Here is a 23,831-nt window from a genome sequence, read left to right as displayed (position 1 = left end):
CCAGCCTGCGAAGATCACTAGAATTGACGCCCTGCCGAGCCAGAACGGAATGCCATGAAATACGCCATCAAGACCTATGTGTTTGATACCGAACAGCTACTGCTGATGCGCGAGGGTGAGGTCATCGGCTTCCGTGCCAATGAAGCCAAGCTGCTGGCCTTGTTGCTGAGCGAACCGGGCAAGCTATTCAGTAAAGAAGAGATCCTGGACAAAGTTTGGGCGGGCAAGGTAGTTGCGGAGCAGGCGGTGTTCCAGAATATCCGCAACCTGCGCGCGCTGTTTGGCGAGGAGTCGATCAAAACCTTTTCCAAAAAAGGCTACCAATGGCAACTGCCCCTGATCCCGGTTGAGGGTGATCGGGCGGCAACAGATCGGATAAGTCCCGCGCCTATCGTTAAATTCTTAGTCTCCAGAAGTATCGCTGCCAGTCTGGTGTTGGGCAGCCTAGTACTCGCTTTGGTGATGTTTTGGTACTCACACCAAGCCGCTGCCCCGCTATTCAATACTACCGCCCTATCCAACACTGCGCCCTTAACCAAAACAGTGCCTTTAACTAAAGTTGCCCTCCTACCCTTGGTTGCCGATGTGGATGTTGCCCCGGATGTGATCGACGCCTTCCAGACAGAATTAGCGAAACCCGAGGGATTTACATTGGTTGGTACCAAGGGGCAAAGGGTATCGCAGGATTTTTTTTGGGTGCCGCAAAAATACTTTCCCGCTCTCAGCCAAGCTGCGCAGGTTCCCTATGTGGCTGTAGCCAAGGTGACGCAACAGCCAGAGGGATTGAGGGTGCGTTACCAATTGAAATCCCGCACGTCGATTTGGCGAGCCGAGCATCAAGCACCGACGGCGGCGGCTTTGGCGCTGTTGATGAAGCAGCATTTGCACCTGATTGTGAATTCCGGCCTGTTGGAAATAGATGCGCAAAACGCCGTGCTTAGGGCGGCGCAGCTGAAGCTATTGCACAGTGAATATCCCCAGGACTTGAATCTGGTGTATGGGCTGATCGATCTTCATCTCAAAAGTGGGGATGCCGCCAGCGCCAGAGTGCTGGCCAAGTTGCTTCAAAGCCAGTCGAGCAGGCAGCAGGATAAGTTATTGCTGGCAAATGGTTATCTGGCAGAGGCCAGAGTCTACGCCGATGAAAATTTGTTGGCAGATGCAGAGTTGCTACTGGCCAAGGCAGAGTCGGCGTTCCGCAGCATTAACGATAGGGATAATCTGGCAGAAGTGGAACAAGTGCGCATCGTCTTGGCTTTAACACAGCACAACTATGACCAGGTTCAGGCTCATATTCAGCGTGCACTTGAGCATGTGCAGCGCGCAGGCGATTTGCTTGGCGAGTACCGTCTCAATACATGGGCGGCGGTATTGGCGCATAAATTTCAACGCGATCAGGATAGCTCGGCATTTTTGGATGACGCTAAAGCGGTGTTGGATAAACACCAGCGAGACGCTGACCTCTATGGTTTGATCCACTTTTATGCCGGTATGTTTGCGCAGGATGAGGCAGCAGCGGAAATGCAGTACCGCACTGTCCTTGAACTCATCCCTGCCGATCAGAATTGGTGGGAGCGGGAGCGCGCACAAGTTCACCTGAGTGAGCTATTGATAAAACAATTGCGCTGGCAAGATGCACTGGATCTCTACGCCAACCAGACGCTTGATGCCGCCGAGGAGCTTCAAGTCGGCAAAATCTGGCTGGCACAACGTGACTGGGCAAAGGCCGAAGCTCATGGAATCCGCGCATTTGAGCAGGCTAACATGAATGGCCAGCTACAGAATGCTTTGGATGCCGCCGCCTACTTGCTGCAATTGAATAAACGCCAAGGGCGGTCGGCTGACAGCTTCTATCAGCAATTTTTATTGAAACAGGCGGCCAATGTTCCCCTTTGGATCAGGTTCAATCAGTCGACCATTGCCGAGTTGGGACTATCCTTGCAAGAATCCTAGCCCCTTAGATCCATGTTTTTATCGGCAAAATTTGTACAGGATGACCAATTGCAAAAGTAAAGATCTACTAAATCCTCCAAAACAGATACTCGGGTTCCAATGAAACCGGTATCATCTGGCAATTAAATCAGATAATTAATAAGAGCGATTTATGAGCCGATCCAAATTACTCCTGACATTTACCCTTAGTGGATTAATAACAGCATGTGGCGGCGGTGGCGGATCAACATCTACCCCCAAGCCTGCATCATCTATTGCGCCATCGTCGGTGGCTGCTTCGTCAACACCCGTTGCCAGCTCTGTTGCATCATCGGTCGCCCTTAGTTCGGTGGCTAGTGGTGTGCCGGCGATCAGTGCCTTTATCGTGGTGGATCAATTTGGTTATTTGCCCGATGCCAAAAAAATCGCAGTAATCCGCGATCCAAAAACTGGCTACGATGCCGCCTTGAGTTTTACTCCCGGTGCGACTTACCAACTGATTAATCTGGATACCAACGCCGTGGTATTAAATGGTGCGGCGGCGAGTTGGAAGTCCGGCGCGACCTTTGCGGCGGCGGGGGATAAAGCCTGGCAGTTCGATTTTTCCAGCGTTACTACGCCGGGCAATTATGCGGTGCTGGATAAAGACAAGAACGTCCGCTCTCCCGGATTCAAAATAGGTACGGATATTTACAAGCCCGTGCTAAAACACGCCATGCGCAGCTTCTTTTATCAGCGCGCCGGTTTTGCCAAGCAAACACCTTTCGCCGAGGCGGGCTGGACAGATGCCGCCAGCCATATAGGTGCAGGGCAAGATAAAAACGCGCGCCTGTTCAGCGACAAAAACAACGCCGCGACCGAAAAAGATTTATCCGGCGGTTGGTATGACGCCGGTGATTACAACAAATACACCAACTGGCACGCTTATTATCTGGTTGCCCTGCTCCACGCCTATGCGGAAAATCCGAGTGTGTGGACGGATGACTACAACATCCCCGAATCCGGCAATGGTGTTCCCGATATTATCGACGAGATTAAATGGGGTTTTGATTGGCTGAAGAAAATGCAGAATGACGATGGTTCGGTATTGTCCATCCTCGGCCTATCCCATGCCAGCCCGCCTTCAGCGGCAACCGGGCCAAGTTATTATGGACCGGCCAATACCTCGGCAACCCTGACCAGCGCCGGTGCTTTTGCACTGGGCAGTAAAATTTTGGCAACGCTGGGTAATACGGACCTAAACAACTACGCGGCTGACTTGAAAACCCGCGCTGAAAAAGCCTGGGTTTGGTCAATCGCCAATCCCAATGTCACATTCCGCAATAACGAGGGTACGTCAGCAGGTTTGGGCGCTGGTCAGCAAGAGGTTGACGATGCAGGTCGCGCGACCAAAAAACTCACCGCCGCTATCTACCTGTTTGCTGCAACCAGCTCTGCAACTTATCGCGATTATGTTGATTCCAAAGCAACCAATGCCACCAGTTGGGTAGATGTGTGGAATGAACCAGAAATATCTGCCTGGCTCTATTACGCCAGTTTGCCCGACGCGACCAGCAACATCGCCGATACAGTGAAAAGCCAATACCAAACAGCACTGAACGCAAATCACAACTGGCCTGCCGTGCGCAACAGTGAAGACCCGTATAGCGCATATATCGGTACCAGTAACTTTACCTGGGGCAGTAACCGCACTATTTCGCGCAAAGGGCTGACCTTTCACAACCTGATCGATTACAACATCAGCGGCACCGACAGCGCCGAAGTACGCAATGCCGCGCTTGGCTATTTGCACTACTATCTTCACGGCACCAACCCGCAGGGCATGGTGTACCTATCCAATATGTACAGTCTCGGTGTGCACAGCTCGGTCAATGAGTTCTACCATTCCTGGTTCACCAATGGCAGCCCCCTGTGGGATAGAGTTGGAACCTCAACCTATGGCCCGGCGCCCGGCTTTCTCGTCGGCGGCCCCAACCCCTCCTACGATTGGGATGGTAACTGTACTTCGGCTAACCCCAACGCTGGTTGCGGTTTAGCTGCACCCAATCCGCCTAAGGGTCAACCGGCGATGAAAGCCTACTTGGATTTCAATACCAGCTGGCCGCTCAACTCCTGGCAGATCACGGAAAACCATAATGACTATCAGGTTGCCTATATCCGCTTGTTGTCGAAGTTTGCCAACTAACCAAATACCGGTGATAAAAAAGGGGCGATAACGAAAGTTATCGCCTTTTATTTTGGCTGAAATAAAACAAAAACTTGCTAATAAGTTTCGAAAGACTAAAATATCTTTCAAATCGAAACTTATTGGCAAGTTAAAATGACCAAACGCAACACCCAACAGCGCCGGCGGGCGATTATTGATCTGCTTAATGACAGCGGCGAAGTGAGTGTTGAGTCGCTCGCAGAGCAGTTTTCTACCTCAGAAGTCACTGTTCGCAAGGATTTGGCCGCGCTGGAGTCCAACGGTTTACTGCTGCGCCGCTATGGTGGCGCAATCCCTGTGCCCAAGGAGTTGATGACTGATCCAGTGGAAAAAGTTTCACTTCGTAAGCAAGCCATTGCTAAAGCCGCCGCCGAACTGATCCGCGACCACAACCGCATCATCCTCGACAGTGGCAGTTCCACTACTTCTGCCCTGTTACCTGAGCTATCCCACAAGCAAGGTCTGGTGGTGATGACCAACTCTCTTAGTATCGCCAACGCCCTGCGCGAGCTGGAAAACGAACCCACTATTCTCATGACTGGCGGCACCTGGGACCCGAAATCCGAAGGCTTTCAAGGTCAGCTCGCCGAGCAGATTCTGCGCTCCTACAACTTCGATCAGTTTTTTATCGGCGCCGATGGGCTGGACTTGGAGCGCGGCACTACCACTTTTAACGAACTCTACAGTCTTAGCCGGGTGATGGCTGAAGTCGCCCGCGAAGTCATTGTGATGGCCGAGTCAGAAAAAATCGGGCGCAAAATTCACAACCTCGAACTGCCCTGGTCGGCGATAAAAGTGTTGGTCACCGATGATGGAATCTCAGAAATGGATAAACAAAAAATTGAACAGCAAGGTGTGCAAGTGATTATCGGTTAAACCCCCTCCCAACCTCCCCCTTAAAAATAGGGAGGGGCTTTCACTCCCCTCTGAAAGCAATGAGGAGCCTGAGTTCCCTCCCTCTTTTCAAGGGGGGGTTAGGGAGGGGTTAAAAAAATATTTTTACTACTACTAAACAGCTTAAGGAGAAAAATTATGTGTGGAATTGTCGGCGCTGTAGCGCAACGTGATGTGGTGGATATTCTGGTGGAAGGGTTGCGCCGCCTCGAATATCGCGGTTATGACTCTGCCGGTGTGGCAGTGGTCAATAGCAATGGTGATTTAAAACGCCTGCGCCGCTTGGGCAAAGTTAAAGAGTTGTCTGATGCAGTACACAGCAGCCCAACACCCGGCGGCACCGGCATTGCGCACACCCGTTGGGCGACACACGGTGAGCCGAGTGAACGCAATGCGCACCCGCATGTATCGCAAGAACATATCGCGGTGGTACACAACGGTATTATCGAAAACCACGCAAATTTACGTCGCCTGTTGCAAGAAGAAGGTTATGTATTTACGTCCGATACCGATACCGAAGTCATCGCCCACTTGGTACAAAAAGAATTAAAAAATAGCGACAGTTTATTAACGGCAGTACAAAAAACCGTTAAACAATTACACGGCGCTTACGGCACAGTGTTGATGGATAAAAACGACGCATCGCGTTTAGTGGTTGCACGCTCCGGCAGCCCCTTAGTAATCGGTTTGGGCATTGGCGAAAATTTTATCGCTTCCGATCAGCTTGCACTTTTGCCTGTTACGCGCCGCTTTATCTTTTTGGAAGAAGGCGACGTTGCTGAAATTACCCGCACCAGTATTCGTATTTTTGATAAGGATGGTGTCGCCGTTGAACGTCAAATTCACGAATCGACCGCCAGTTACGATGCCGGCGATAAAGGCCAATATCGCCACTTTATGCTCAAGGAAATTTACGAACAACCTAACGCGGTGATGAATACCCTCGAAGGTCGTTTGAGCAATGAATCGGTAATGGATGAAACTTTTGGCAATGGCGCCGCTGAATTATTTAAACAAGTAAAACACATTCAAATCGTCGCCTGCGGTACCAGTTATCACTCGGCCATGGTGGCGCGCTATTGGCTGGAAACATTTTCCGGCATTTCCTGCAACGTCGAAATCGCCAGCGAATTTCGCTACCGCAAATCTTTTGTGCAGCCTAACAGTATGGTGGTCACCATCAGTCAATCCGGTGAAACTGCAGACACGCTCGCCGCATTGCGTTTGGCCAAAGAGCTCGGTTATTTAGGCAGCTTGAGTATTTGCAACGTCGCCGGTTCATCGCTGGTGCGCGAATCGGATCTTGCGTTTATGACCCGCGCCGGTGCAGAAATTGGTGTGGCCTCAACTAAAGCCTTTACCACGCAACTGGTTGGTTTGGCGATGCTGGTTTTAGCCATCGGCAAATACAACGGCCTCTCTGCTGCACAACAACAAGAAATGGTTGCCGCGTTAAAAAATCTGCCAACAAAATTGGAAGAGTCCCTAGCGCTTGCCCCAAAAATTGAAGCGCTTGCGGAAGAGTTCGCCGATAAACACCACGCACTCTTTTTAGGTCGCGGCGATCAATATCCCATCGCGATGGAAGGTGCACTGAAACTAAAAGAAATTTCCTACATCCACGCCGAAGCCTACGCCGCCGGTGAGTTAAAACACGGCCCACTGGCACTGATCGATGCACACATGCCGATCATCGTTGTCGCACCGAATAATGATTTGTTGGAAAAATTAAAATCCAACGTCGAAGAAGTGCGCGCGCGCGGTGGCATCCTGTATGTGTTTGCCGATGAAGATGCCAAATTTGAATCAGACGCCACCATGCGTGTAATCAATGTGCCGCATATTCACCCTTGGCTCGCACCCATTCTCTACACCTTACCACTGCAATTATTGAGTTATTACGTAGCGATTATTAAGGGCACAGATGTGGATCAGCCGCGGAATTTGGCGAAGAGTGTGACGGTAGAATAGCCTAGAAGTGTAAAGATTATTCCCTGTCTGTTTAAAATAATTAGTGATACTTTAAAATAAATGGCGATACTTTAAAATAATTAGTGATACTAACCCAGTAGTGACCTATATTTGATCAAACTAGGTTGCCACTGGGTTTTTTATGTCCAAGAATCCCGAAAAAACTAAGGAAATCAAGGCTAAAGCGGAAAGGCAGATAGCTTCGCGTTTAGCTAACGGCGCTGGTTCAGGCGCCGGAAGAGCCTATAAACCCTATTTGACTGTCAGGGATGTGAACTCCAGGGGAAGGTATAATCGCTCGCCCAGCGTTACGGTGGGTCGCGTTCACCAGTTGCTATCCGACCTTGAATACCATGTATTGCTAATGCTGGATTGGGATTCGCAGGTGACCGATATCCGCGAACAATTTCCGGTGCCTCTTGAGGAATCACAAGCTATTGCACGTGAGATGGGGATAGCTCATCTGAGCTATCAAGGTACAGACGAAGTCCTTACCACAGACTTTCTGGTTGATCTGAATATCCAAGATAAAACTATTCGCAGGGCAATATCCGCAAAATACGTCGAAGAACTTGATAATCCGCGCGTACTGGAAAAGATGGAATTGGAACGTCGCTACTGGTCGTCCAAGGGCATACAATTTAACCTGGTAACTGAGCTGGAAATTCCAGCCTTACTTCAAAAGAATGTAAAGTGGTTTCATCCCTACATGAATCACTTTGATTTAAGTACCCCCGAGCAACAACAAGAATATTTTAGGGTATTGCTCGCCGCAATTAATCAGTCACCCTCGCAAAAAGTTACCGCTATAACCACCCGCTTAGATGATGAATATAACATCGACCCAGGTACCCATCTGGCTTTACTAAGACAGTTCCTTGCCCAGCGGGCGTTCTACTTTGATATCGAAGCGTTAACAATTGTGAACTTAAGGGCAAGAGACCTTGCACCTTCGCATTTTTGGCTCGAACAGGATTATGAATATGCTGTTGGTGAATGATGTCTATGAGTTCGCTGGTCACCGCTACCGCATTTTATGGGGCGAACCGAAGACGATTTACTGGATAAATGTAGATGCTGAAAACGCCCTACCTCAGCAGGTCGAGCGTGCTGTTTTGATTGAACACCTTGCTAATCAAGAGATGCGCTGGATCGACGATCCTTTCGAATTATTCATCTTGAACCCAACCAAGCAATCTCAATGGGCAAAAGACATCCAAAAAAAGGCGTGGGAAATGGTGGGGCCTTACGTTACTAACGAGCCTGCCATTTATGAACGCGGTTCGCGTGGCAAGATGATCCAGGCGATGGTTGTGAAGCATGAGACCACTAAAGCTTTGGTATACAGAAAACTGAGAGAATATTGGCAACGTGGTAAGAGTCCAAATGCGCTGTATCCGGATACAACGAATAAAGGGAGTCCGAATAAACCCAAAGCCATCACCGATAAAAAGCGTGGGCGTCCTCGCAAAGTAGCGCTAGGTACCGGCACCAATATCACAGCAGAAATAGAAAAAATATTTCGTACCGTTATCAAAGTGTACTACTTAACAAAAGACGAAAATACGGTTCGGTTCGTATACCGCAGGGCGTTGTTTCTGCTTGGGTTTGATAGCTCTAAGAAAAACAACGAAGAGCAGTTAGCCGAGGCTCCAACCTATGAACAATTTTATTACTTCCTCCAAAAGGAAGTGACAGACACTGAAAAAATTAAAAAACGACTCGGCGAGATTATTTACCAGAAGGACTACCGTCCTGTCCTGGGGTCATCGACGGCAGGTGCAATGGGACCTGGCAGCCTATACCAGATCGATGCAACGATTGGCGATGTTTATCTGATTGATGAGGAGACTCGAAGCGTTATTGTTGGTCGCCCAGTAATTTATATCGTGATCGATGTATTCAGTCGAATGATTACTGGTGTGCACGTAGGATTGGAGGGGCCATCGTGGGTAAGTGCAATGTTTGCGTTGGCAAACACCATGTTCGACAAGGTGCGATATTGCGCAAGTTACGGTATTACTATTAATCAAGACGAATGGCCAGTCATTGGTAAGCCTGAAGCTATTCTTGGGGATAAAGGTGAGCTAATAGGAAAAGCAGTAGAAGTGCTTTCCGAGGCATTATTTATTAACGTCCAAAACACTCCATCGTTCAGAGCAGATTGGAAAGGCATTGTAGAACAACAATTTAGAACACTGCAGGCTGACTTTAAACCTTACGTTGAAGGTTACGTCACTAACACCATCGTTAAAAAACGTGGTGGTTCAGATTATCGACTGGACGCCGAACTTACACTAAGAGATATCACTCGCATCATTATTAATTGCGTCATTATTTATAACACCACACATGCAATGGAATATTACGATCCTGATCGAGATATACCAACAAATCTTCCCCTTATCCCGTTAGCATTATGGAACTGGGGAATACAAAATCGTACAGGTAAGCTTAGGGGCGTCAACGACGAACTTGCTGCTGTCAACTTGATGCCCCATAAAGAAGTACCTGTCTCCGAACTGGGTCTGAATCTTTTTGGTTGCTATTACAGCGCCGCGATTGCGGTTAAGGAAGGATGGTTTGAAAGGATTAAAGGACAATCAATGAAGGTGTTAGTCGCTTACGATCCGCATTGTGCGGACACGATTTATTTTCGTCCGGATGGCAAGTACGACAAATTTATTCCTTTTGAGCTTACCGAACGAAGTCGAGCTTTTCGAGGCTTAACATTTTGGGATGTATGGAGAATTCAGGAAGAGCAAGCCAAAACAGGGGCGCGGTCGAAACTCACGAAGTTGAAAGGTGAATTAACGCGCGATAAAAAAATTGAAGAGATCGTTGAGGAAGCTCGGTCAAAAAACAAAGACATGTCTCACCTGCCAAAATCTCAACGAACCGCCAATATCCGGGAAAACAAGAAAAATGAAATTGATGTTAATCGTGCACGAAACGGCGTGATGCCGCCACAATCGAAACCAGAAAAGCTTCCAGTTAAAAAAGATAATGTGGTTTATCTGTCGGGCGAAAAACCGCAAAATTATAGCGTCCCTAATATGCTGGATATCATTTACGGGGACGATGATGGAAATTGATAACAATAAAATAGAAATCGCTGAATACAAGGATCACGGTTTACCTGAATACACAGATAACCCGTTTATCAGCGCATTACCGCTAGTAAAGAATTTTCAATCAGTTCTCAAAGACATGATAGTACCACCATCATTTGATGAGAGGGAACTTAACCTGGATTGGCACCAGAGAATTCATGCGCTGCAAAGATTAACCCACCAGTTTTTCCAACCGAGAGTACAGCATGGTGTGTTAGAGCAGAAACTTAGCGTGTTGATTCGTCAAGGGTATATCGGCCGGAACCCTGCTACAGCAGCTTTCAAGAAACATTTAAACAATGGCTATGACCGGATTGTTAATAAAGATATTAACTTAACCGTAAGAAGAGAAGTTGAATCTACAGCAGTCGGTTTTTCCATCATAGGCTTGTCTGGCTGTGGCAAAACCAAAGCAGTGCAAAAATGTCTTGAGACGTATCCCAAAGCAATTTTTCATCCTGACCTCCATGTAATTCAGATTCCTTGGTTGAAGCTCGAATGTCCACGTAATGGATCATTGACCGAACTTTGCTATAACTTCTTTCGCGCTGTAGATAGCCGTATAGGCACCCAATACTTTAATACCTACTGTAAACCCAGAGTAAGTGTAGACAGTTTGATCGCTGAAATGGCCCAGATCGCGAACCTTCACGCAATAGGTGTGTTGGTAATAGATGAGATCCAGCATTTAAGTAAAAAGCGATCTGGAGGTGAAGAGGCAATGTTGGATTTCTTCGTGACCTTAACTAACTCTATAGGAGTACCTGTAGTATTTGTTGGTACACCTAAGGCGCGAAATCTTTTTGCAACAGATTTTAAAATGGCGAAACGCACTACAGGATTAGGTAATGTCTTATGGGATCGCATTCCACAAGATGACGAATGGAATAAATTGGTGAGTTATATTTGGAAGTACCAATGGTTGCGCAGTAAGGGAAATTTAACGCAACAAATAACGGACACTCTTTATGATTTGAGCCAGGGAGTGATCGACATTCTCGTGAAACTTTACGTTTTATCCCAGTGGCGCGCAATGATTCTCGGTAAGGAAACATTGACCGTTGAGTTAATTAAAAAGGTTTATGAGGATGATCTGCAACCCGTCCATAAAATGCTTCAAGCACTTCGCGGTGGAAATCCTGAAGAAATAGCCAAGTATGGTGATTTGGTAATGCCTGAGGTAGAGGCTAAGCTCCTTCAGGCACTGGAAGAACAAAAACATTTTACCAGTGAGATCGATCAGCCAATATTGCGACTCGATAATGACAAAATAAATACCATCATGGCGGCGGCTGAACTGATTGGAATTAATAGGGATATAGCTGTCCCGCTTATAGAGGCAGCTCTAAAGGAAGATCCAAATCTGGACACTATGCAAGTTGTTCACAGAATGTTGAATCTATTACATTCGACCCCAACACCACCGAAAGTTAAAACTCCATCTAAAAAGCCTAAAGTTTCTCTATGGGATCAGTTACAAGAAAACGATATTCGTTATATTTATAGTCAACGTGGAAATTCGACAATGCATGAGGCATTGAAAACTGTAGGCATAGTTGCTGCTGTCAGCGATTGCCTAAAGGTGAGCTAGGTGCTGGGGTATTTCCCTGTACCCTACCCAGACGAATTGCTCTATAGCGTTATAGCCAGATATAAACTACACCAAGGTATTATTTCGGATAGACAAATAGTTAACGATCTATTTGGCTCCCCAAATGTAGCCGCCGTTGTTGATTTTCCAGGGCATTTGTTAGACCTCGAACAAAAAACCTACCACCTGACACACATAACGGCAGTCCAATGGTTAACGAAGCATAGTCTCTATCCCGCATACAAATATTTCCTGCAAGCAGACAGAAACGAAAATGTTGTCCAGTCAGTATTATCGGGCAAAGCTTGGGATGTTCACACCAGAATAGGGGTCGCTGCCTCAAACATCAAAGTACCGAAATTTCTCCGCCTCTGTAAACATTGTTACCGTCAAGAATTAGAACTGTTTGGTGAACCCTATTGGCACCGGCTGCACCAGTTATCCGGTGTAATGGTATGTCCGGCCCATAAAGAGTATTTGTATGAAACGGATGCCTTGTTTCGACCACAAGGTAAATATGAATTTTTTCCTGCAATCAATGCCAGCCTGGTAAGAAAGATTCCATTAGATTTGACTACGAAGCAAAAACAGAAACTGGTGCAGTTAAGCCAGCATATTGATGAGTTAATAAATCTGGATTTAGATGTTTCTATATCGTTAGCTCAATGGACTCACTATTACCGGCAGCTTGCAAAAAAACACTCATATTCAAATAAAAGCCGTGCGGATCATAATGCCCTGGCTAATCATCTTGAGGCGTACTGGTCTATACCGGTACTGGACACACTCGGATTATCTTTAAGCGACACTCTATGGTTAGTAAATTTATTTCGAAAACATAGAAAAAGTTTTCATTACCTCTGCCATTTAGTAGTTTGGCAGTCACTGAACGATATTTCGCCATGTTCGGAAATCATTTGTGCGCAACAATTAATTCCACCTGAACAAGTTCTAATTTCACACGAAGTAAAGATCGACGCTGCGGTAATTAAAGTAAAACGTCATCAATGGAAAGCTGCTATTGCTACTTATCAGAAACAAGGCGTTAAATGGTTAAGGACCATAGGTGGCTATAGTGCCTTGTACGCTTGGTTATATCGCAATGATCGAATTTGGCTTAGTCAAAATAAACCTTGTCAGGCGCTAAGAAATACGAAACAATTTGTTGTCAATTGGGGCCAGCGCGACAAAGAATTTTTAAAACATATAAAGGATTTAAAGAAGGCTGGTGCTTTACATAATAATCATGGCAGAAGAAGTACGTCATGGATTATTAAACAATCTGGGCAGCATGCATTGATTGAAAAAAATCAGGATAAACTGCCAAAAACTATCAAGTTCATCAAAGATCTTTCTGAGTCACCAGATACTTACCGTAGACGTAGAATTGAAAGTGTTATCTATGCTTTAATTAAGCAACACCAATCGTTAGAGGTATGGATAATCCTTCGCAAAGCTGGCATACGCAAAGAATATCAAACGCAATCAATCATAAAAAACATAAATTATTTGAAAAGGAAATTGTCACTTGAAGCTTCACGCATCATTCAGGAAGATACCTGAAAACGCAAAACTGATAAGCTTTGGAAACTGTTTTCGCTATTCCGAAAGCAATTGGAACATTGCGTGTGAATTTGAGCTACCAGACTCAACTAAATCTAAAATTACACTAGCAGTAGAAGCTTTGCCAGCATTAGCAATTGGTAGGGTTTACCCCAAAGACAAAATTGTTAGACCTAAATCTAACTATTGCGCAATCGACTTACCTTCTACATCGTCATGGTCAATTCAAACCATGGCAGATTATGAGAAGTTTACCACAAGAAAAAAGCTTTCCAGTGAGTATGCAAATCAGCTGCTTTTCAGGTTTTCATTCAAAGGACGTTATGTTTGGATTCCGTGCATAGAATTAGCCAGAGTTCTGTTTTTTAAAACCGCGTTTAATACCAGGTCAGCATTTTATGAAGCAAACTTGAATAGATTGATTGATGTGGAGCTGGACGGATCACATGCGCACATCAGGTTAAGCGAGTCTTATCCGCATAGTCTGTTAGATATCAAGGCCCATCAAAGTTATATTGCTTGGGTCAATTTAAACCCTGAAGTGACAAATAGTTATTTATCCATATTCAAGAGCATTTTTGAAACATCAATCGAGAAATCAAACGCACAGTTGTGGCTATTCCGATTTGAACCGTTTGATATGCGCGACGTATTTATTCGCGCTTACACACAAAATCATGGCAGGAATATCTTGGTGGAAGAAATTTCCAGCGTAGCTAGTTTGCCTATGACAGATCAGTTTCATACGGTGAGTTTTCATCATCCGTTAGATATAAAATTTGAAAAAGATAAGGTGCCAAAAGAGGATAAAAAGCCGGGGGGTAAAAGGCCACCTGAAAATATTGATCCAGAAACAACTGTTGATGAAAGTCCATCAAATTTGAGCAGGGCCAGGATACTAGACGTTCCGAAAGGAGCGCTTTACTTCAATGAAATATTGAATACTCAGCGAGTCTTCGAAATTCAGGTAGTAGAAGTGGGCGCTAAAGCGGAATCAAAAAAAGATGAAGACGATCAAGAACCGAAAAACACAACGCTGAGCGTTTTGGGCGGTAAGGGAAAGGGAAATCATAAGTCCGCAGACTTTAAATCACTGGACGATGCTTCGCCCTCTGATGTTGGTTTTTTTAATTATATTCGCAACGCATTGGAACAGCTAAAAGTGATCGAGCATCTCGGTGTGTCGGAAATTTTTGAAAAAGCGGACGTCATTCAGTCATCCCAAGCTAAAAAATTCATGTATATCAAAGCAGGCACCAAGCGGGCATTTTTATATGCTCAATTGGAAGTCGCTGGTGGGGATCGCATCCATGTAATCGAAATTGATCTCAGCGATGATCATAGTTTGACTAGCCTGGCCTTTCGTCTTCGCGATGACACAACGGTGGAAAATACTATCAAAGCCATTTTGGATGATCTGGTAAAAAAGTCGGGGCATTGGGACAGAGAAAGACTACAGCGGCTGACACTCATGCATACCTGTGTGCGGCATCCGAATGAGCTGAAACCTGATATGCCGGAAACTGTGTATAAAAACTGGGCGATGCGAATTGCGAATGCTTTCTAGTCGTTGAGACAGAGCAATCCGAATCCCCCGCCCATGAAAAACACCGTAATTGCATTACTAAGAGCGTCCGCTTAATTAATCGATCTTAAACTTACGAACCCGGCCACAACGGGATTGCCCAACCCAATTTGTCCCCTAAGGCATGTCTTTAATCCAAGACAAATTTACGATTTAAGCAAAAAGTGCAGCAGCTCAGTCCTTAAGCCCCAAAATCAACCATAAGGCTTGTTTCTGGTAGGGATTTAATGCCTGCATCCTAGCTATAATATCAGTATCTTTTGGCAAGACATCCTTACTGCGTTGCCGGTACACTGCCTCCCCCTCACCGGTCAACAGCCAATGTAAATCAAGGCGTTTTCCTGTCTTTTTGCGAAACAAGTCCATGATCTGAACTAGCTTTTCAGGGTGTGGAATAGTTGTTCCATTCCCCGCAGCATATAGGGTTGCAGGACTTTCGTAGTCAAGCTCGCGCGCGGCTTCAGCGACACTGATTTTCATTTCATCCGCAAAAAGTGATTTCAGTCGGAGGCCAGTTTCTTTTAGAAGACGGGTATTTTTTAATTTGACTTTGCTCATAAAAATAATGATAATATAGATATAAATAATGTCAATATCGGAGTCGCAAATGAAACGGAAATTGGGTCAGTACATGACGCCTCAGGAAGTTTGTTCGCTGCTAGTGGAAAAAGTGGCGAAGGATTTTGGCGAGATTATTGATTTAGCAGCAGGTGACTGTGGATTACTCAAGGCCTTTTCACTTGCCAACCCTAAAGCGCGCATCATTGGGGTAGATCTAGATGAGGACATCCTTAAAGCTGGTCGTGATAATCTGCCACGAGCTAAGCTTATTTGTGGCAATGGACTCAATCACAAGCTTCCATCTCGTGCACCGTCCCGTTTATTCGTGGCTAATCCTCCGTATGGGGTGTCTGAGCAGGCATCAACCGACATTGAAGGTTTTTTGAAAAAAGCGTTTCCCTCTCTGAAAACTACTAAAGGAAGAAATCGTCTGGAGATACAGTTTCTGGCTAAGTACCTCGACCTGATTCGGGTGGGTGATAAATTGGTTATCGTATTACCAGCAAGCTTTGCTGATGGCGATACCTATAAAGAATATCGAAAAATATTAATGAATGATTATATGGTGGCATCGGCTACTGAATTTAATGGCGATACCTTCGAAGGAACGGAAGCGAAAACAGTTGCGTTAATTATTTCCAAAAAAGTAACACCCGCAGTTCTACCTGTAGATATTTTCCATTTTGATTACGCTAGTAGATCCGAGCGGCTTGTATTTAGTGGTGTTTTGCACGAAGGTGAAAGATTAGACGCAAAATATTATAGAGATAATGATTGGGGCAATTGCACAACATTGGAGGACTTGGGGGTAAGCATCTCAAGGGGAAGACATTCGAACAAACAGGCAGCTCGTCTAGAGCTTATGCCAATCCATACATCAGATCTCTCAAGGTTCGCAGATGGAAAGATGGAAATTCCGAACATAAAGGCGAACCGTGAGTATATGAAGCGAGAACGAGATACTTTTGCACAAGCCGGAGATATTTTATTATCAAGGACTGGGAATCGAGTATCTTGGAATCCCGTTATGGTCGTAAGTGGTGAGGCGCCTATTACAGATCATGTATTTAGAATACGCCTTAACGAACATCATCGACAAATAGCATTGGAATCCTTTCGAAGCCCTCGATATCAACAATGGCTTAATGCAGTTTGTAAAGGCGTATGCGCAACCGTGCTAACCAAACATGATTTGTTAAAAATGCCTATGTTTTCAATGGTTAGCTAATTTTTACTGGGATATTATCAATACCGCTAAAGCCACTGTATAGGTGACAACAACGGATTTCGGTAGTTCTCTGATTATTCTTGACAGGATGATCAAACAAAATTCCGCTGGATTGATATTGTGATTCCATGCAAAGAAATATGGCAGCTGCAATGCTCATGGGTTTAGTCCCTATAGGGATTATTATTGTAGGATCGTCATTATTTTTAGTGTTATGAATTTCCTCTAATTGCATTAGGGTGTCTAAAATATTGGATGCGCCAGAGTATCTGATAGACCTAAAATTTTCGGATGCAATATAATTAATATTGTTTGCAAAAGCATTCATTTCCCAACCAGCTTCAAATGAAGGAACACCAAACACAGCATGTTTTCGCCAACCGGAGAGCGAATTTTGTTCCAACGCTTGGGCGAGTCTCGCGCCTTCAAAACCTAATAGAAATACGGCGTCTCCACTTGAGTAAAGCTGTAAGTCACAACTAAATTTTTTAACTCCAGCATATTGATTGTTATTACCCAAGCTAAACTCTCTACTATTCAGTAAATTTTTAATTTTAGGTTCAACATATTCCTGTGGCTCTAAATATATTAACTCTAGTTCGATAGATGAGTTTTCGAACAACTGCCGAAGAATAAATAAAATTTCAGTTACGCCTAGAGTCGTGCTTTCAACTAGAACTGTTGTGGTAGAGGTAACCGCCATATGTATATGACGAGACGTTGCGGCAACTCCATCCATTAAAAGAGTGCCACCACCAGAGGGTTCATAGACAACGCTGTGAATTTTGTTGCATCTAGGTGCGAGATAATTCTTTATAGTTATTCCTCGTTCATCGCAGGCGTTACCAATAAAACAAATATCCCACCTTTTCGAAGGATCTAAATCGTCGAGACGCTTAAATGAGGTTTTTTTAATTTTATTCATCATCAACACCGCTCAATAAGGTGTATTGGCCTGTTGAATCCTCACCTAGCCATTGCGTCCTAAACTCTTTAAAAAGATCTTGCTTATCCATTTCCGTCCCAGTTAAAAGAGCTTCGGCTTGCCGCGCATTTAATTCCAGCTTCCTACCTTTCCTAAACGAAATATTAAAAAATGGAGCGTAAATAGGATTCAGCGTATATTCAACAGAAGTTAATCGTTCATTCTTGATTTTTGTTTCTTCCTCCGCGTAGAGAACTGACCACTTTACCGCCTCTTCTAATAACTCAGTTGCACCTTCGCTTATATTTGAAGTTCCGTTCTCGATAGAAAAATGTGTTCTCTCAAATTCACTTTGAGAATACCGTTGTTGTGAATATTGAAAAATATTTCCAATAGTTGCTATTAACGAAAATAGGTGGTTACCCTTGATACCAGAGCTTTTGGTTTCTTCAAAGAAATAATTAGCAGCCTCTTTTGCCGCTAAAGCTTGAGCTTCTTGGTCTACAATTAAAATATGATCTGTAATATTTTTTGCCTTTTTCAGTGCAATATGACATAGCTCGATAAAATGTCGTATATTAAGCTTTGATAATGAAAGAAATACGTCAAAGCCTGAATAATTTACATTAGGTTTACGAGATGTGAACCACAATAAGAATATTGCTCCATTCAGGTATTTGTGTATCCATTCTTTATAACGAGAAGGCTCTCCACGCAGTAATTTTTGAAATTCTTCGTGAAGCATTGAGGGTGTCTTACTGACTTGATGCATAAGAGCGCACGAAACTATAGTGGCCTCAGGATAATCTATATGAAAAAAGTCTTCAGAATTGAAGCTTCGTTCTTTGTTTTTAATACCAGAGGTAATAATATCTTTCCATCGGTTACGAGTTGGTAGATCTTTTAAGCATAACTTACTCACATCTTCACTGGATAGCCCAGGAAGTATCGTTCGCATTTTATCAAGAACTCTCTTTTTATATTCTGGGTTTTCGAATCTTTGTGCGACTTTATCAATTGCTTTCAAATCATCAATGTTAATGGGCACATGTGATTTATACGTAGGATCAGCGGATAACCGAAAGAAAAACAATTCAGCGCAAAAAACATCGAAGTTATCTTCGATTTGATTTTCAATATTTACAGTTCTGTAATCATTCTTTTCCTGGATACGTTCTAGCCCCAGGGTTTCCCGTGTAGCCATTCCATTTTTTTTCATGGCTACATGGAATGCAAAGGGAGGCTCTGATCCTTTAATTAAGGTGTTGACGACCTTTTGCTGATAAATCAGCAAATTCTCATATTCATCGATTAGAACATGGAATATGGACTGCTCTAAAAATGGAATTTGTTTTTTTGCTGATGTTACGATACGGGTAAGGAAGGGTTCCATCTCAATAAACGTTGGTCGCAGAGAACTGTCTTCCATGTTCTTGAGCCAGGTGGATAGCTGGATTCTTTTTGTTCGAATGTCATCATGAAGCTCGCGTATATCTTCCGAGAAAGATCCAAAATCTGAAATCTTGTGAATTTTAATTGTCTCAGGAATTGATCCATGGTCCCTGTACTTATGTGGCTCATCAATGAGTCGAATGAAAAACTCCACTAGGTCTTCGGCTAAAATCAAGCATAAGGCGTATTTAAAACAATTGATCCAAACTCTTTCATCGATTCCTTCACCTGTAAACAACGTAACATACGAAACCTCTGCTTTGAAATAAAAGCCTATGTTGTTGAAAACTGTTTCGGGGAACTCCTGACGCTTCGGTGAAAACTGCGTACGAAATGAAAGAAAGCGCAATAGCGCCGTTTTCCCGCTTCCTCGACCACCAACGAATCTGATGGGTTTTTTTTGAAATCCATATTCGAGCTCCTCGAAATAAGGAGGTAATATGAAACTGTTCCAAAGATCTGTTCCGAATTCTTCAGTACGATTAGCCGCGTATAAGTATTTAACATTATTTTTCATATTATCTATCCAACAATGGCTTCCATGAGCCATTAGAGCTCCAAAAAACAGGGAGTGAATTGTTCGGTGTCGAATGAAATGCCGCGTAGGAGAGTCCTAGCTGACCGAACCCTCGGTGAAATCTGGTTCCCGGTAACGCCACAGCATTCTTTTTATTAAAATCGTCGTAGCGGTTAGTCACGTATTCCTTCAATCCCGATGTGCCGTATTTTTCGAAAATAGAATCACTAAAAAAATCGTGCTTTTCCGTTAGGTAATCAGAACAAAAAACCTCGACATAAGGGAATTGTTCTTTGATATGTTTTATTCCTGCTGAGTGTGCGGCAGCCACAAAATACATAATCTTCATTTGAGGATTGTTTGCATACATTTCGTCAATCTTATTTTTCTTAATAAACTTAACAAATGTTGTTCCAGTACCGCAAAAATCATCAATGCACAATAAATATTTTATTGAGGTGGCGTGCCTACCAAGATCAAATGGCCATTTTAAATTTGAATCGTCAAATCTAAATAATCGCTGTGCGATTCGCAGAATATAAGGTCCTGATTTTGTGGGTGGTTGATGCAACGCTATTACAGGAGTAATAAATACAGAGCCATTATTCTTTCTTTTCAGTAGAGAAATTAAATCCTCTTTTAAGTCTTGCTCTGTGATGCCCATATGGGAATAGAATAAGCTTCGAATCAGAGAGTAGAGTTGATCGCGTGATCTATAGATGAGATTATCCAGCAGACATGCTGCTAGTAGGTCGTAATTGTCATGTATTGCTAGTCCTTCAATCCATCCTTCCAAGCGATGCTTGTCTATACCCTGCCATATTCCAGTATCGATAAGTTTTCGCGAACGTTCAAATACACGATTTGTAAATATTGACACTTGGGTAAAATCGAAGTTGAATTGATCCATTTCAAAAATTTTCTTAAATGTCTAATTATAGAATTTTATTTTGATACCAACTCGTTATAAAAAGCGTTATCGCACAGCGAAATTATTGAGCTTATCAAAATAGTGATTGGTTTCATTCAGCATTGAGTGCGGAACTCAAAGAGGTGGGGACATAAATACCTTCCAGTGGTCAATTGAAGAGTTGTTCAATATTAATCAGAGTCGTTTAGTGAGTCTAGTCGCCAGTTATTTTCTTTGTCAATGTAAATTACTTTAACGAGGTAATCATTATTCTGTTTGGTACTGCTAGTTCATTCGTAGTATCAGCTTAGCTTAGTGTTGATTTACAGGTCCCACCTATATCCATAGTAATTTCACACTGAATATGCGCTTAGCTTGTTGGCACCTAAAATATCTTGGTAGACACATTATGAATATGTTGAACTCCTTGGCATTGTAGATGCTTACAAAGTGTCACATTCTTATGCTAGGATGAATGCCTAAGCCGATATTTTGTCCATTTTTTTTCTATTCATTATCTTGCGATGGTTAGGATGCCGCTTTCTATAGGTGAGCTCTCTCGGTCATAGAGATCAAAAACAATTAATGCCGGTGAAGGATTTCTTGTAGTATCCGCAGCTGGTTTTAGAATGAACATTATTTTGGCGCCAACTAACCCTGCCTCAATTTGATTCATAACAAATAAGTTAAATTATGATGACATGTGTGCTGGGATGGAAGATCGTTAAATGTGTCGCCAGACTTCATCTCTTATATTCTCTATTAAATAAAAAACTGTACATTATCGTAGTTATTTAAGAGCACTCAAGCACGATTCATCCATCAGAGAAAAAAATATTCCTCGTTTTATACATACTCGGCAAAAAAATAAAACTATTTTGCTTGTTGTAGTAATCACACCTTGTCAAATTTTACTATTTCAAATATCGCCTCAGCACATCAATCACCTGATCCAAATCCTCAAGTCGTTGCTCCGGGGAGCTGTCAACTGCACCAAGATGCTCACGAATGTGCCCCTCTAATACTTCAGTCATTAACCCATTCACCGCGCCACGAATGGCTGATATCTGCTGAAGGATGGCAGCGCATTCGATTCCTTCGTCAAGCGCTTTTTCCAACGCTTCAGTTTGGCCCTTGATGCGTCGCACACGGGTTAGCAGTTGTTTCTTGGATTTTGTTGTATGAGCCATGGAACACCATTAACGTAATGTTTTTATACTGGGGGGGAGTATATAATACCATTTTTATCAAAGGATATTTCCACATGCAATCTCCCGTCATCGACATAGAAACCCTTCGGCATTCGCACGTCTTTAATGAAGGTAACCCGTTGGCGGAGCGGAACACCCGCTGGGCAGTGGCATTGACCGTTGTCATGATGGTCGCAGAGATAAGTGGCGGGTGGGTATACAACTCGATGGCATTGCTAGCCGATGGATGGCACATGAGCTCTCATGCGCTCGCGCTGGGGCTATCCGCGCTTGCTTATGCTGCGGCTAGACGCTTTGCTAAGGACGCACGGTTTTCTTTCGGCACCTGGAAAATTGAGGTGCTGGGTGGTTATACCAGTGCGATTTTTCTCGTAGGGGTAGCTGTATTAATGCTATATCAGTCGATGGAGCGTCTGATGTCGCCAACGCCCATTTACTACGATCAAGCGATTGCAATTGCCGGTATCGGTTTACTGGTTAACCTTGTCTGCGCATGGCTGTTAAAAGATAGCCACGCCCACCATCCCGGTCACGATGATGATCATGGGCACCATCCGGATAACCACCAGCACCATCATGATTTGAATTTGCGCTCGGCCTATTTGCATGTTTTAGCGGATGCAGCGACCTCAGTGCTGGCTATCGTGGCGCTCATAGGGGGCAAGCTTTGGGGCGCGGATTGGCTTGATCCGCTCATGGGTATTGTAGGTGCCGCGTTGGTTTCAGTGTGGGCTTATGGTTTATTGCGCGATACTGGACGTGTGTTGTTAGATGCAGAAATGGACGCACCGGTTGTGGCTGAAATTCGGGAAGTTATTGAAGCAAGCCCTGTTAAAGCTGACATTATGGACTTACATGTGTGGCGTGTTGCTCAAGGTAAATATGCGTGCATTCTGTCTCTTACAACATCGAGTTCTGCCCAACCCGATTACTTCAAACAACAATTACGTGTACATGAAGAATTAGTGCATATCACTGTGGAAATAAATGCGTACCCCGTAGGTATGGTCTCAGCGCAATGAGCTCTTTAGGGATCGTGACTAAACATGCAAAAATTGTGATTGCACGACCATAACCCGTTTTAACACTGGACTGGGTACGATCTATTGGACTATTCTTTCAACAGTATTCTGTATATGTGTCTGCCTTTTATGGTCATTAAACAACGCTGCCCTGCATGGTTTGTCGTGCTGCTCACATTGGTCTTTTTGGGCCAATCGTTAGCGGTTGTGGCCATGCCATGCCAGTTGATGGACGTTGCGCCCGTAAGCCATGATATGGAATCCATGGATCATTCGATGATGGGTATGCATCACGATATGAACCAAATGGATACGCAAGACAACACCATGGATATGAAAACCGCCCACGACTGCTGCAAAATTATGGGACATTGCTCCTCCGGTAGCTGTTCAGCGACTGCATTGGGCTATAGCCTGGCTTTTGCCGTCCAATCAGATACTTCCGTGAATACCAACGGGTATCACCAGCACATCCCCAGCTCGCCCATTTCATCCCTCTATCGTCCCCCCATTTTCCGCTGATACAGGACAGTTACGCCTGAAATTTGGCGTACCGGTCAACCAATCGTATTCGCGGGAGTGACATTAGCTCCCTTCGTTGTTGTTTAACAACCTCGCGTTGTTTTGGAGCTTGTATGGTTTTCCGACGTTTTGTGGGCGCTACGAGTGCCTTTATGGCCGCTTTTTTATTGATAAGCAGCCCCTTGCATGCCTCATCCACCCCATCGATAACCGCTGTTGCCGATAAACCTCTGCAGTTAGCGGTATACAAAAGCCCGACGTGCGGTTGTTGTGAAGAATGGATTTCCCACCTGCAATCCCATGGGCTGAAATCCAATATCCATCATCCCGATGATCTGAACGCGATCAAAAACCGCTACCGGATTAGCCCCCAATACCAGTCCTGCCATACCGCTATATCACCTGACGGGTATGTATTTGAGGGCCATATTCCAGCTCCGGTCATTACCCGTTTCCTCGCCGAAAAGCCTGAAGGAGCCATAGGCTTGGCCGTTCCCGGCATGCCGGTGGGGAGCCCCGGCATGGAAATGGGCGACCGCTTCACACCCTACGATGTGCTCTTGCTGAAAAGCGATGGCAGCAGCGAGGTGTACATCCGCATCACCAGTTTGACGCAAACATTCTAAGG

At 44.5% G+C, this 23,831-nt stretch carries 18 protein-coding genes; 13 read left to right on the top strand and 5 right to left on the bottom strand.

Annotated elements, in window-relative coordinates:
- Positions 1-54 precede the first annotated feature (54 nt).
- The 9 genes from AC2CG4_RS15440 to AC2CG4_RS15400 all read left to right on the top strand — a co-directional run bounded on the left by AC2CG4_RS15440 (position 55) and on the right by AC2CG4_RS15400 (position 14,837).
- Positions 55-1,953 (top strand): winged helix-turn-helix domain-containing protein, encoded by a 1,899-nt coding sequence (locus AC2CG4_RS15440; protein ID WP_484487121.1) that lies wholly within the window; start codon positions 55-57, stop codon positions 1,951-1,953.
- Positions 1,954-2,104: 151 nt separating this feature from the next.
- Entirely contained in the window at positions 2,105-4,117 is a 2,013-nt protein-coding gene (locus tag AC2CG4_RS15435; RefSeq protein ID WP_484487120.1) for a glycoside hydrolase family 9 protein, read from the top strand.
- A gap of 135 nt (positions 4,118-4,252) precedes the next feature.
- Positions 4,253-5,014, top strand: coding sequence for a DeoR/GlpR family DNA-binding transcription regulator (locus tag AC2CG4_RS15430; RefSeq protein WP_484487119.1), 762 nt, complete (start codon positions 4,253-4,255; stop codon positions 5,012-5,014).
- A 156-nt stretch (positions 5,015-5,170) separates the two neighbouring features.
- A complete protein-coding gene (gene glmS, locus AC2CG4_RS15425; protein WP_484487118.1) occupies positions 5,171-7,003 on the top strand; it encodes a glutamine--fructose-6-phosphate transaminase (isomerizing) in 1,833 nt (610 codons plus the stop codon).
- A gap of 142 nt (positions 7,004-7,145) precedes the next feature.
- Complete coding sequence (locus tag AC2CG4_RS15420) at positions 7,146-8,003, top strand: TnsA endonuclease C-terminal domain-containing protein (protein WP_484487117.1); 858 nt, start codon at positions 7,146-7,148, stop codon at positions 8,001-8,003.
- Entirely contained in the window at positions 7,987-10,098 is a 2,112-nt protein-coding gene (locus AC2CG4_RS15415; protein ID WP_484487116.1) for a Mu transposase C-terminal domain-containing protein, read from the top strand. Before AC2CG4_RS15420 ends, AC2CG4_RS15415 begins: the two co-directional genes overlap by 17 nt.
- Positions 10,088-11,707: an ATP-binding protein gene (locus tag AC2CG4_RS15410; protein ID WP_484487115.1), complete on the top strand. Its 1,620-nt coding sequence runs from the start codon at positions 10,088-10,090 to the stop codon at positions 11,705-11,707. The genes AC2CG4_RS15415 and AC2CG4_RS15410 overlap by 11 nt, the downstream gene beginning before the upstream one ends.
- Complete coding sequence (locus tag AC2CG4_RS15405) at positions 11,708-13,270, top strand: TnsD family Tn7-like transposition protein (RefSeq protein ID WP_484487114.1); 1,563 nt, start codon at positions 11,708-11,710, stop codon at positions 13,268-13,270. It begins immediately after the preceding gene.
- Positions 13,236-14,837 carry a Tn7-like element transposition protein TnsE gene (locus AC2CG4_RS15400; RefSeq protein WP_484487113.1) on the top strand — a complete coding sequence of 534 codons (1,602 nt, stop codon included), beginning with the start codon at positions 13,236-13,238 and terminating at the stop codon, positions 14,835-14,837. The genes AC2CG4_RS15405 and AC2CG4_RS15400 overlap by 35 nt, the downstream gene beginning before the upstream one ends.
- A 192-nt stretch (positions 14,838-15,029) precedes the next feature.
- On the opposite strand, the gene AC2CG4_RS15395 is transcribed toward AC2CG4_RS15400, so the two are convergent.
- Positions 15,030-15,413, bottom strand: a complete 384-nt coding sequence (locus tag AC2CG4_RS15395; protein WP_484487112.1) for a hypothetical protein — start codon at positions 15,411-15,413, stop codon at positions 15,030-15,032.
- 49 nt (positions 15,414-15,462) lie between these two features.
- On the opposite strand from AC2CG4_RS15395, the gene AC2CG4_RS15390 reads away from it, so the two are divergent.
- On the top strand, positions 15,463-16,644 hold the full coding sequence (locus AC2CG4_RS15390) for an N-6 DNA methylase (protein ID WP_484487111.1): 1,182 nt from the start codon (positions 15,463-15,465) through the stop codon (positions 16,642-16,644).
- On the opposite strand, the gene AC2CG4_RS15385 is transcribed toward AC2CG4_RS15390, so the two are convergent.
- The 4 genes from AC2CG4_RS15385 to AC2CG4_RS15370 form a co-directional block, all read right to left on the bottom strand.
- A complete protein-coding gene (locus tag AC2CG4_RS15385; RefSeq protein WP_484487110.1) occupies positions 16,637-17,569 on the bottom strand; it encodes a hypothetical protein in 933 nt (310 codons plus the stop codon). The genes AC2CG4_RS15390 and AC2CG4_RS15385 overlap by 8 nt on opposite strands.
- Positions 17,562-19,538: an ORC-CDC6 family AAA ATPase gene (locus AC2CG4_RS15380; protein WP_484487109.1), complete on the bottom strand. Its 1,977-nt coding sequence runs from the start codon at positions 19,536-19,538 to the stop codon at positions 17,562-17,564. Before AC2CG4_RS15380 ends, AC2CG4_RS15385 begins: the two co-directional genes overlap by 8 nt.
- Before the next feature lies 1 nt (position 19,539).
- Complete coding sequence (locus AC2CG4_RS15375; protein ID WP_484487108.1) at positions 19,540-20,448, bottom strand: phosphoribosyltransferase-like protein; 909 nt, start codon at positions 20,446-20,448, stop codon at positions 19,540-19,542.
- 914 nt (positions 20,449-21,362) lie between these two features.
- Positions 21,363-21,638, bottom strand: a complete 276-nt coding sequence (locus AC2CG4_RS15370) for a metal/formaldehyde-sensitive transcriptional repressor (protein ID WP_484487107.1) — start codon at positions 21,636-21,638, stop codon at positions 21,363-21,365.
- 74 nt (positions 21,639-21,712) lie between these two features.
- Here AC2CG4_RS15370 and dmeF point away from each other — a divergent pair, with 74 nt between their 5' ends.
- The 3 genes from dmeF (at position 21,713) to AC2CG4_RS15355 (ending at position 23,829) form a co-directional block, all read left to right on the top strand.
- Positions 21,713-22,681: a CDF family Co(II)/Ni(II) efflux transporter DmeF gene (gene dmeF / locus AC2CG4_RS15365; protein ID WP_484487106.1), complete on the top strand. Its 969-nt coding sequence runs from the start codon at positions 21,713-21,715 to the stop codon at positions 22,679-22,681.
- A gap of 129 nt (positions 22,682-22,810) precedes the next feature.
- Positions 22,811-23,203, top strand: a complete 393-nt coding sequence (locus AC2CG4_RS15360) for a hypothetical protein (protein WP_484487105.1) — start codon at positions 22,811-22,813, stop codon at positions 23,201-23,203.
- Positions 23,204-23,316: 113 nt separating this feature from the next.
- Complete coding sequence (locus tag AC2CG4_RS15355; protein WP_484487104.1) at positions 23,317-23,829, top strand: DUF411 domain-containing protein; 513 nt, start codon at positions 23,317-23,319, stop codon at positions 23,827-23,829.
- Positions 23,830-23,831: the final 2 nt, after the last annotated feature.

The sequence above is a fragment of the Cellvibrio sp. ATLC23 genome, assembly GCF_057196725.1.
The sequence above is the reverse complement of the archived record's forward strand: the minus strand, read 5'-3'. Positions and strand labels throughout refer to the sequence as shown.

Excerpts from the sequence above, each read along its gene's own strand:
- dmeF (WP_484487106.1), top strand. The coding sequence starts at position 21,713 with ATGCAATCTCCCGTCATCGACATAGAAACCCTTCGGCATTCGCACGTC.
- AC2CG4_RS15410 (WP_484487115.1), top strand. The coding sequence starts at position 10,088 with ATGGAAATTGATAACAATAAAATAGAAATCGCTGAATACAAGGATCAC.
- glmS (WP_484487118.1), top strand. The coding sequence starts at position 5,171 with ATGTGTGGAATTGTCGGCGCTGTAGCGCAACGTGATGTGGTGGATATT.
- AC2CG4_RS15430 (WP_484487119.1), top strand. The coding sequence starts at position 4,253 with ATGACCAAACGCAACACCCAACAGCGCCGGCGGGCGATTATTGATCTG.
- AC2CG4_RS15360 (WP_484487105.1), top strand. The coding sequence starts at position 22,811 with ATGGTCATTAAACAACGCTGCCCTGCATGGTTTGTCGTGCTGCTCACA.
- AC2CG4_RS15435 (WP_484487120.1), top strand. The coding sequence starts at position 2,105 with ATGAGCCGATCCAAATTACTCCTGACATTTACCCTTAGTGGATTAATA.
- AC2CG4_RS15375 (WP_484487108.1), bottom strand. The coding sequence starts at position 20,448 with ATGGATCAATTCAACTTCGATTTTACCCAAGTGTCAATATTTACAAAT.
- AC2CG4_RS15415 (WP_484487116.1), top strand. The coding sequence starts at position 7,987 with ATGCTGTTGGTGAATGATGTCTATGAGTTCGCTGGTCACCGCTACCGC.
- AC2CG4_RS15440 (WP_484487121.1), top strand. The coding sequence starts at position 55 with ATGAAATACGCCATCAAGACCTATGTGTTTGATACCGAACAGCTACTG.
- AC2CG4_RS15370 (WP_484487107.1), bottom strand. The coding sequence starts at position 21,638 with ATGGCTCATACAACAAAATCCAAGAAACAACTGCTAACCCGTGTGCGA.
- AC2CG4_RS15395 (WP_484487112.1), bottom strand. The coding sequence starts at position 15,413 with ATGAGCAAAGTCAAATTAAAAAATACCCGTCTTCTAAAAGAAACTGGC.
- AC2CG4_RS15380 (WP_484487109.1), bottom strand. The coding sequence starts at position 19,538 with ATGAAAAATAATGTTAAATACTTATACGCGGCTAATCGTACTGAAGAA.
- AC2CG4_RS15390 (WP_484487111.1), top strand. The coding sequence starts at position 15,463 with ATGAAACGGAAATTGGGTCAGTACATGACGCCTCAGGAAGTTTGTTCG.
- AC2CG4_RS15385 (WP_484487110.1), bottom strand. The coding sequence starts at position 17,569 with ATGAATAAAATTAAAAAAACCTCATTTAAGCGTCTCGACGATTTAGAT.
- AC2CG4_RS15355 (WP_484487104.1), top strand. The coding sequence starts at position 23,317 with ATGGTTTTCCGACGTTTTGTGGGCGCTACGAGTGCCTTTATGGCCGCT.
- AC2CG4_RS15420 (WP_484487117.1), top strand. The coding sequence starts at position 7,146 with ATGTCCAAGAATCCCGAAAAAACTAAGGAAATCAAGGCTAAAGCGGAA.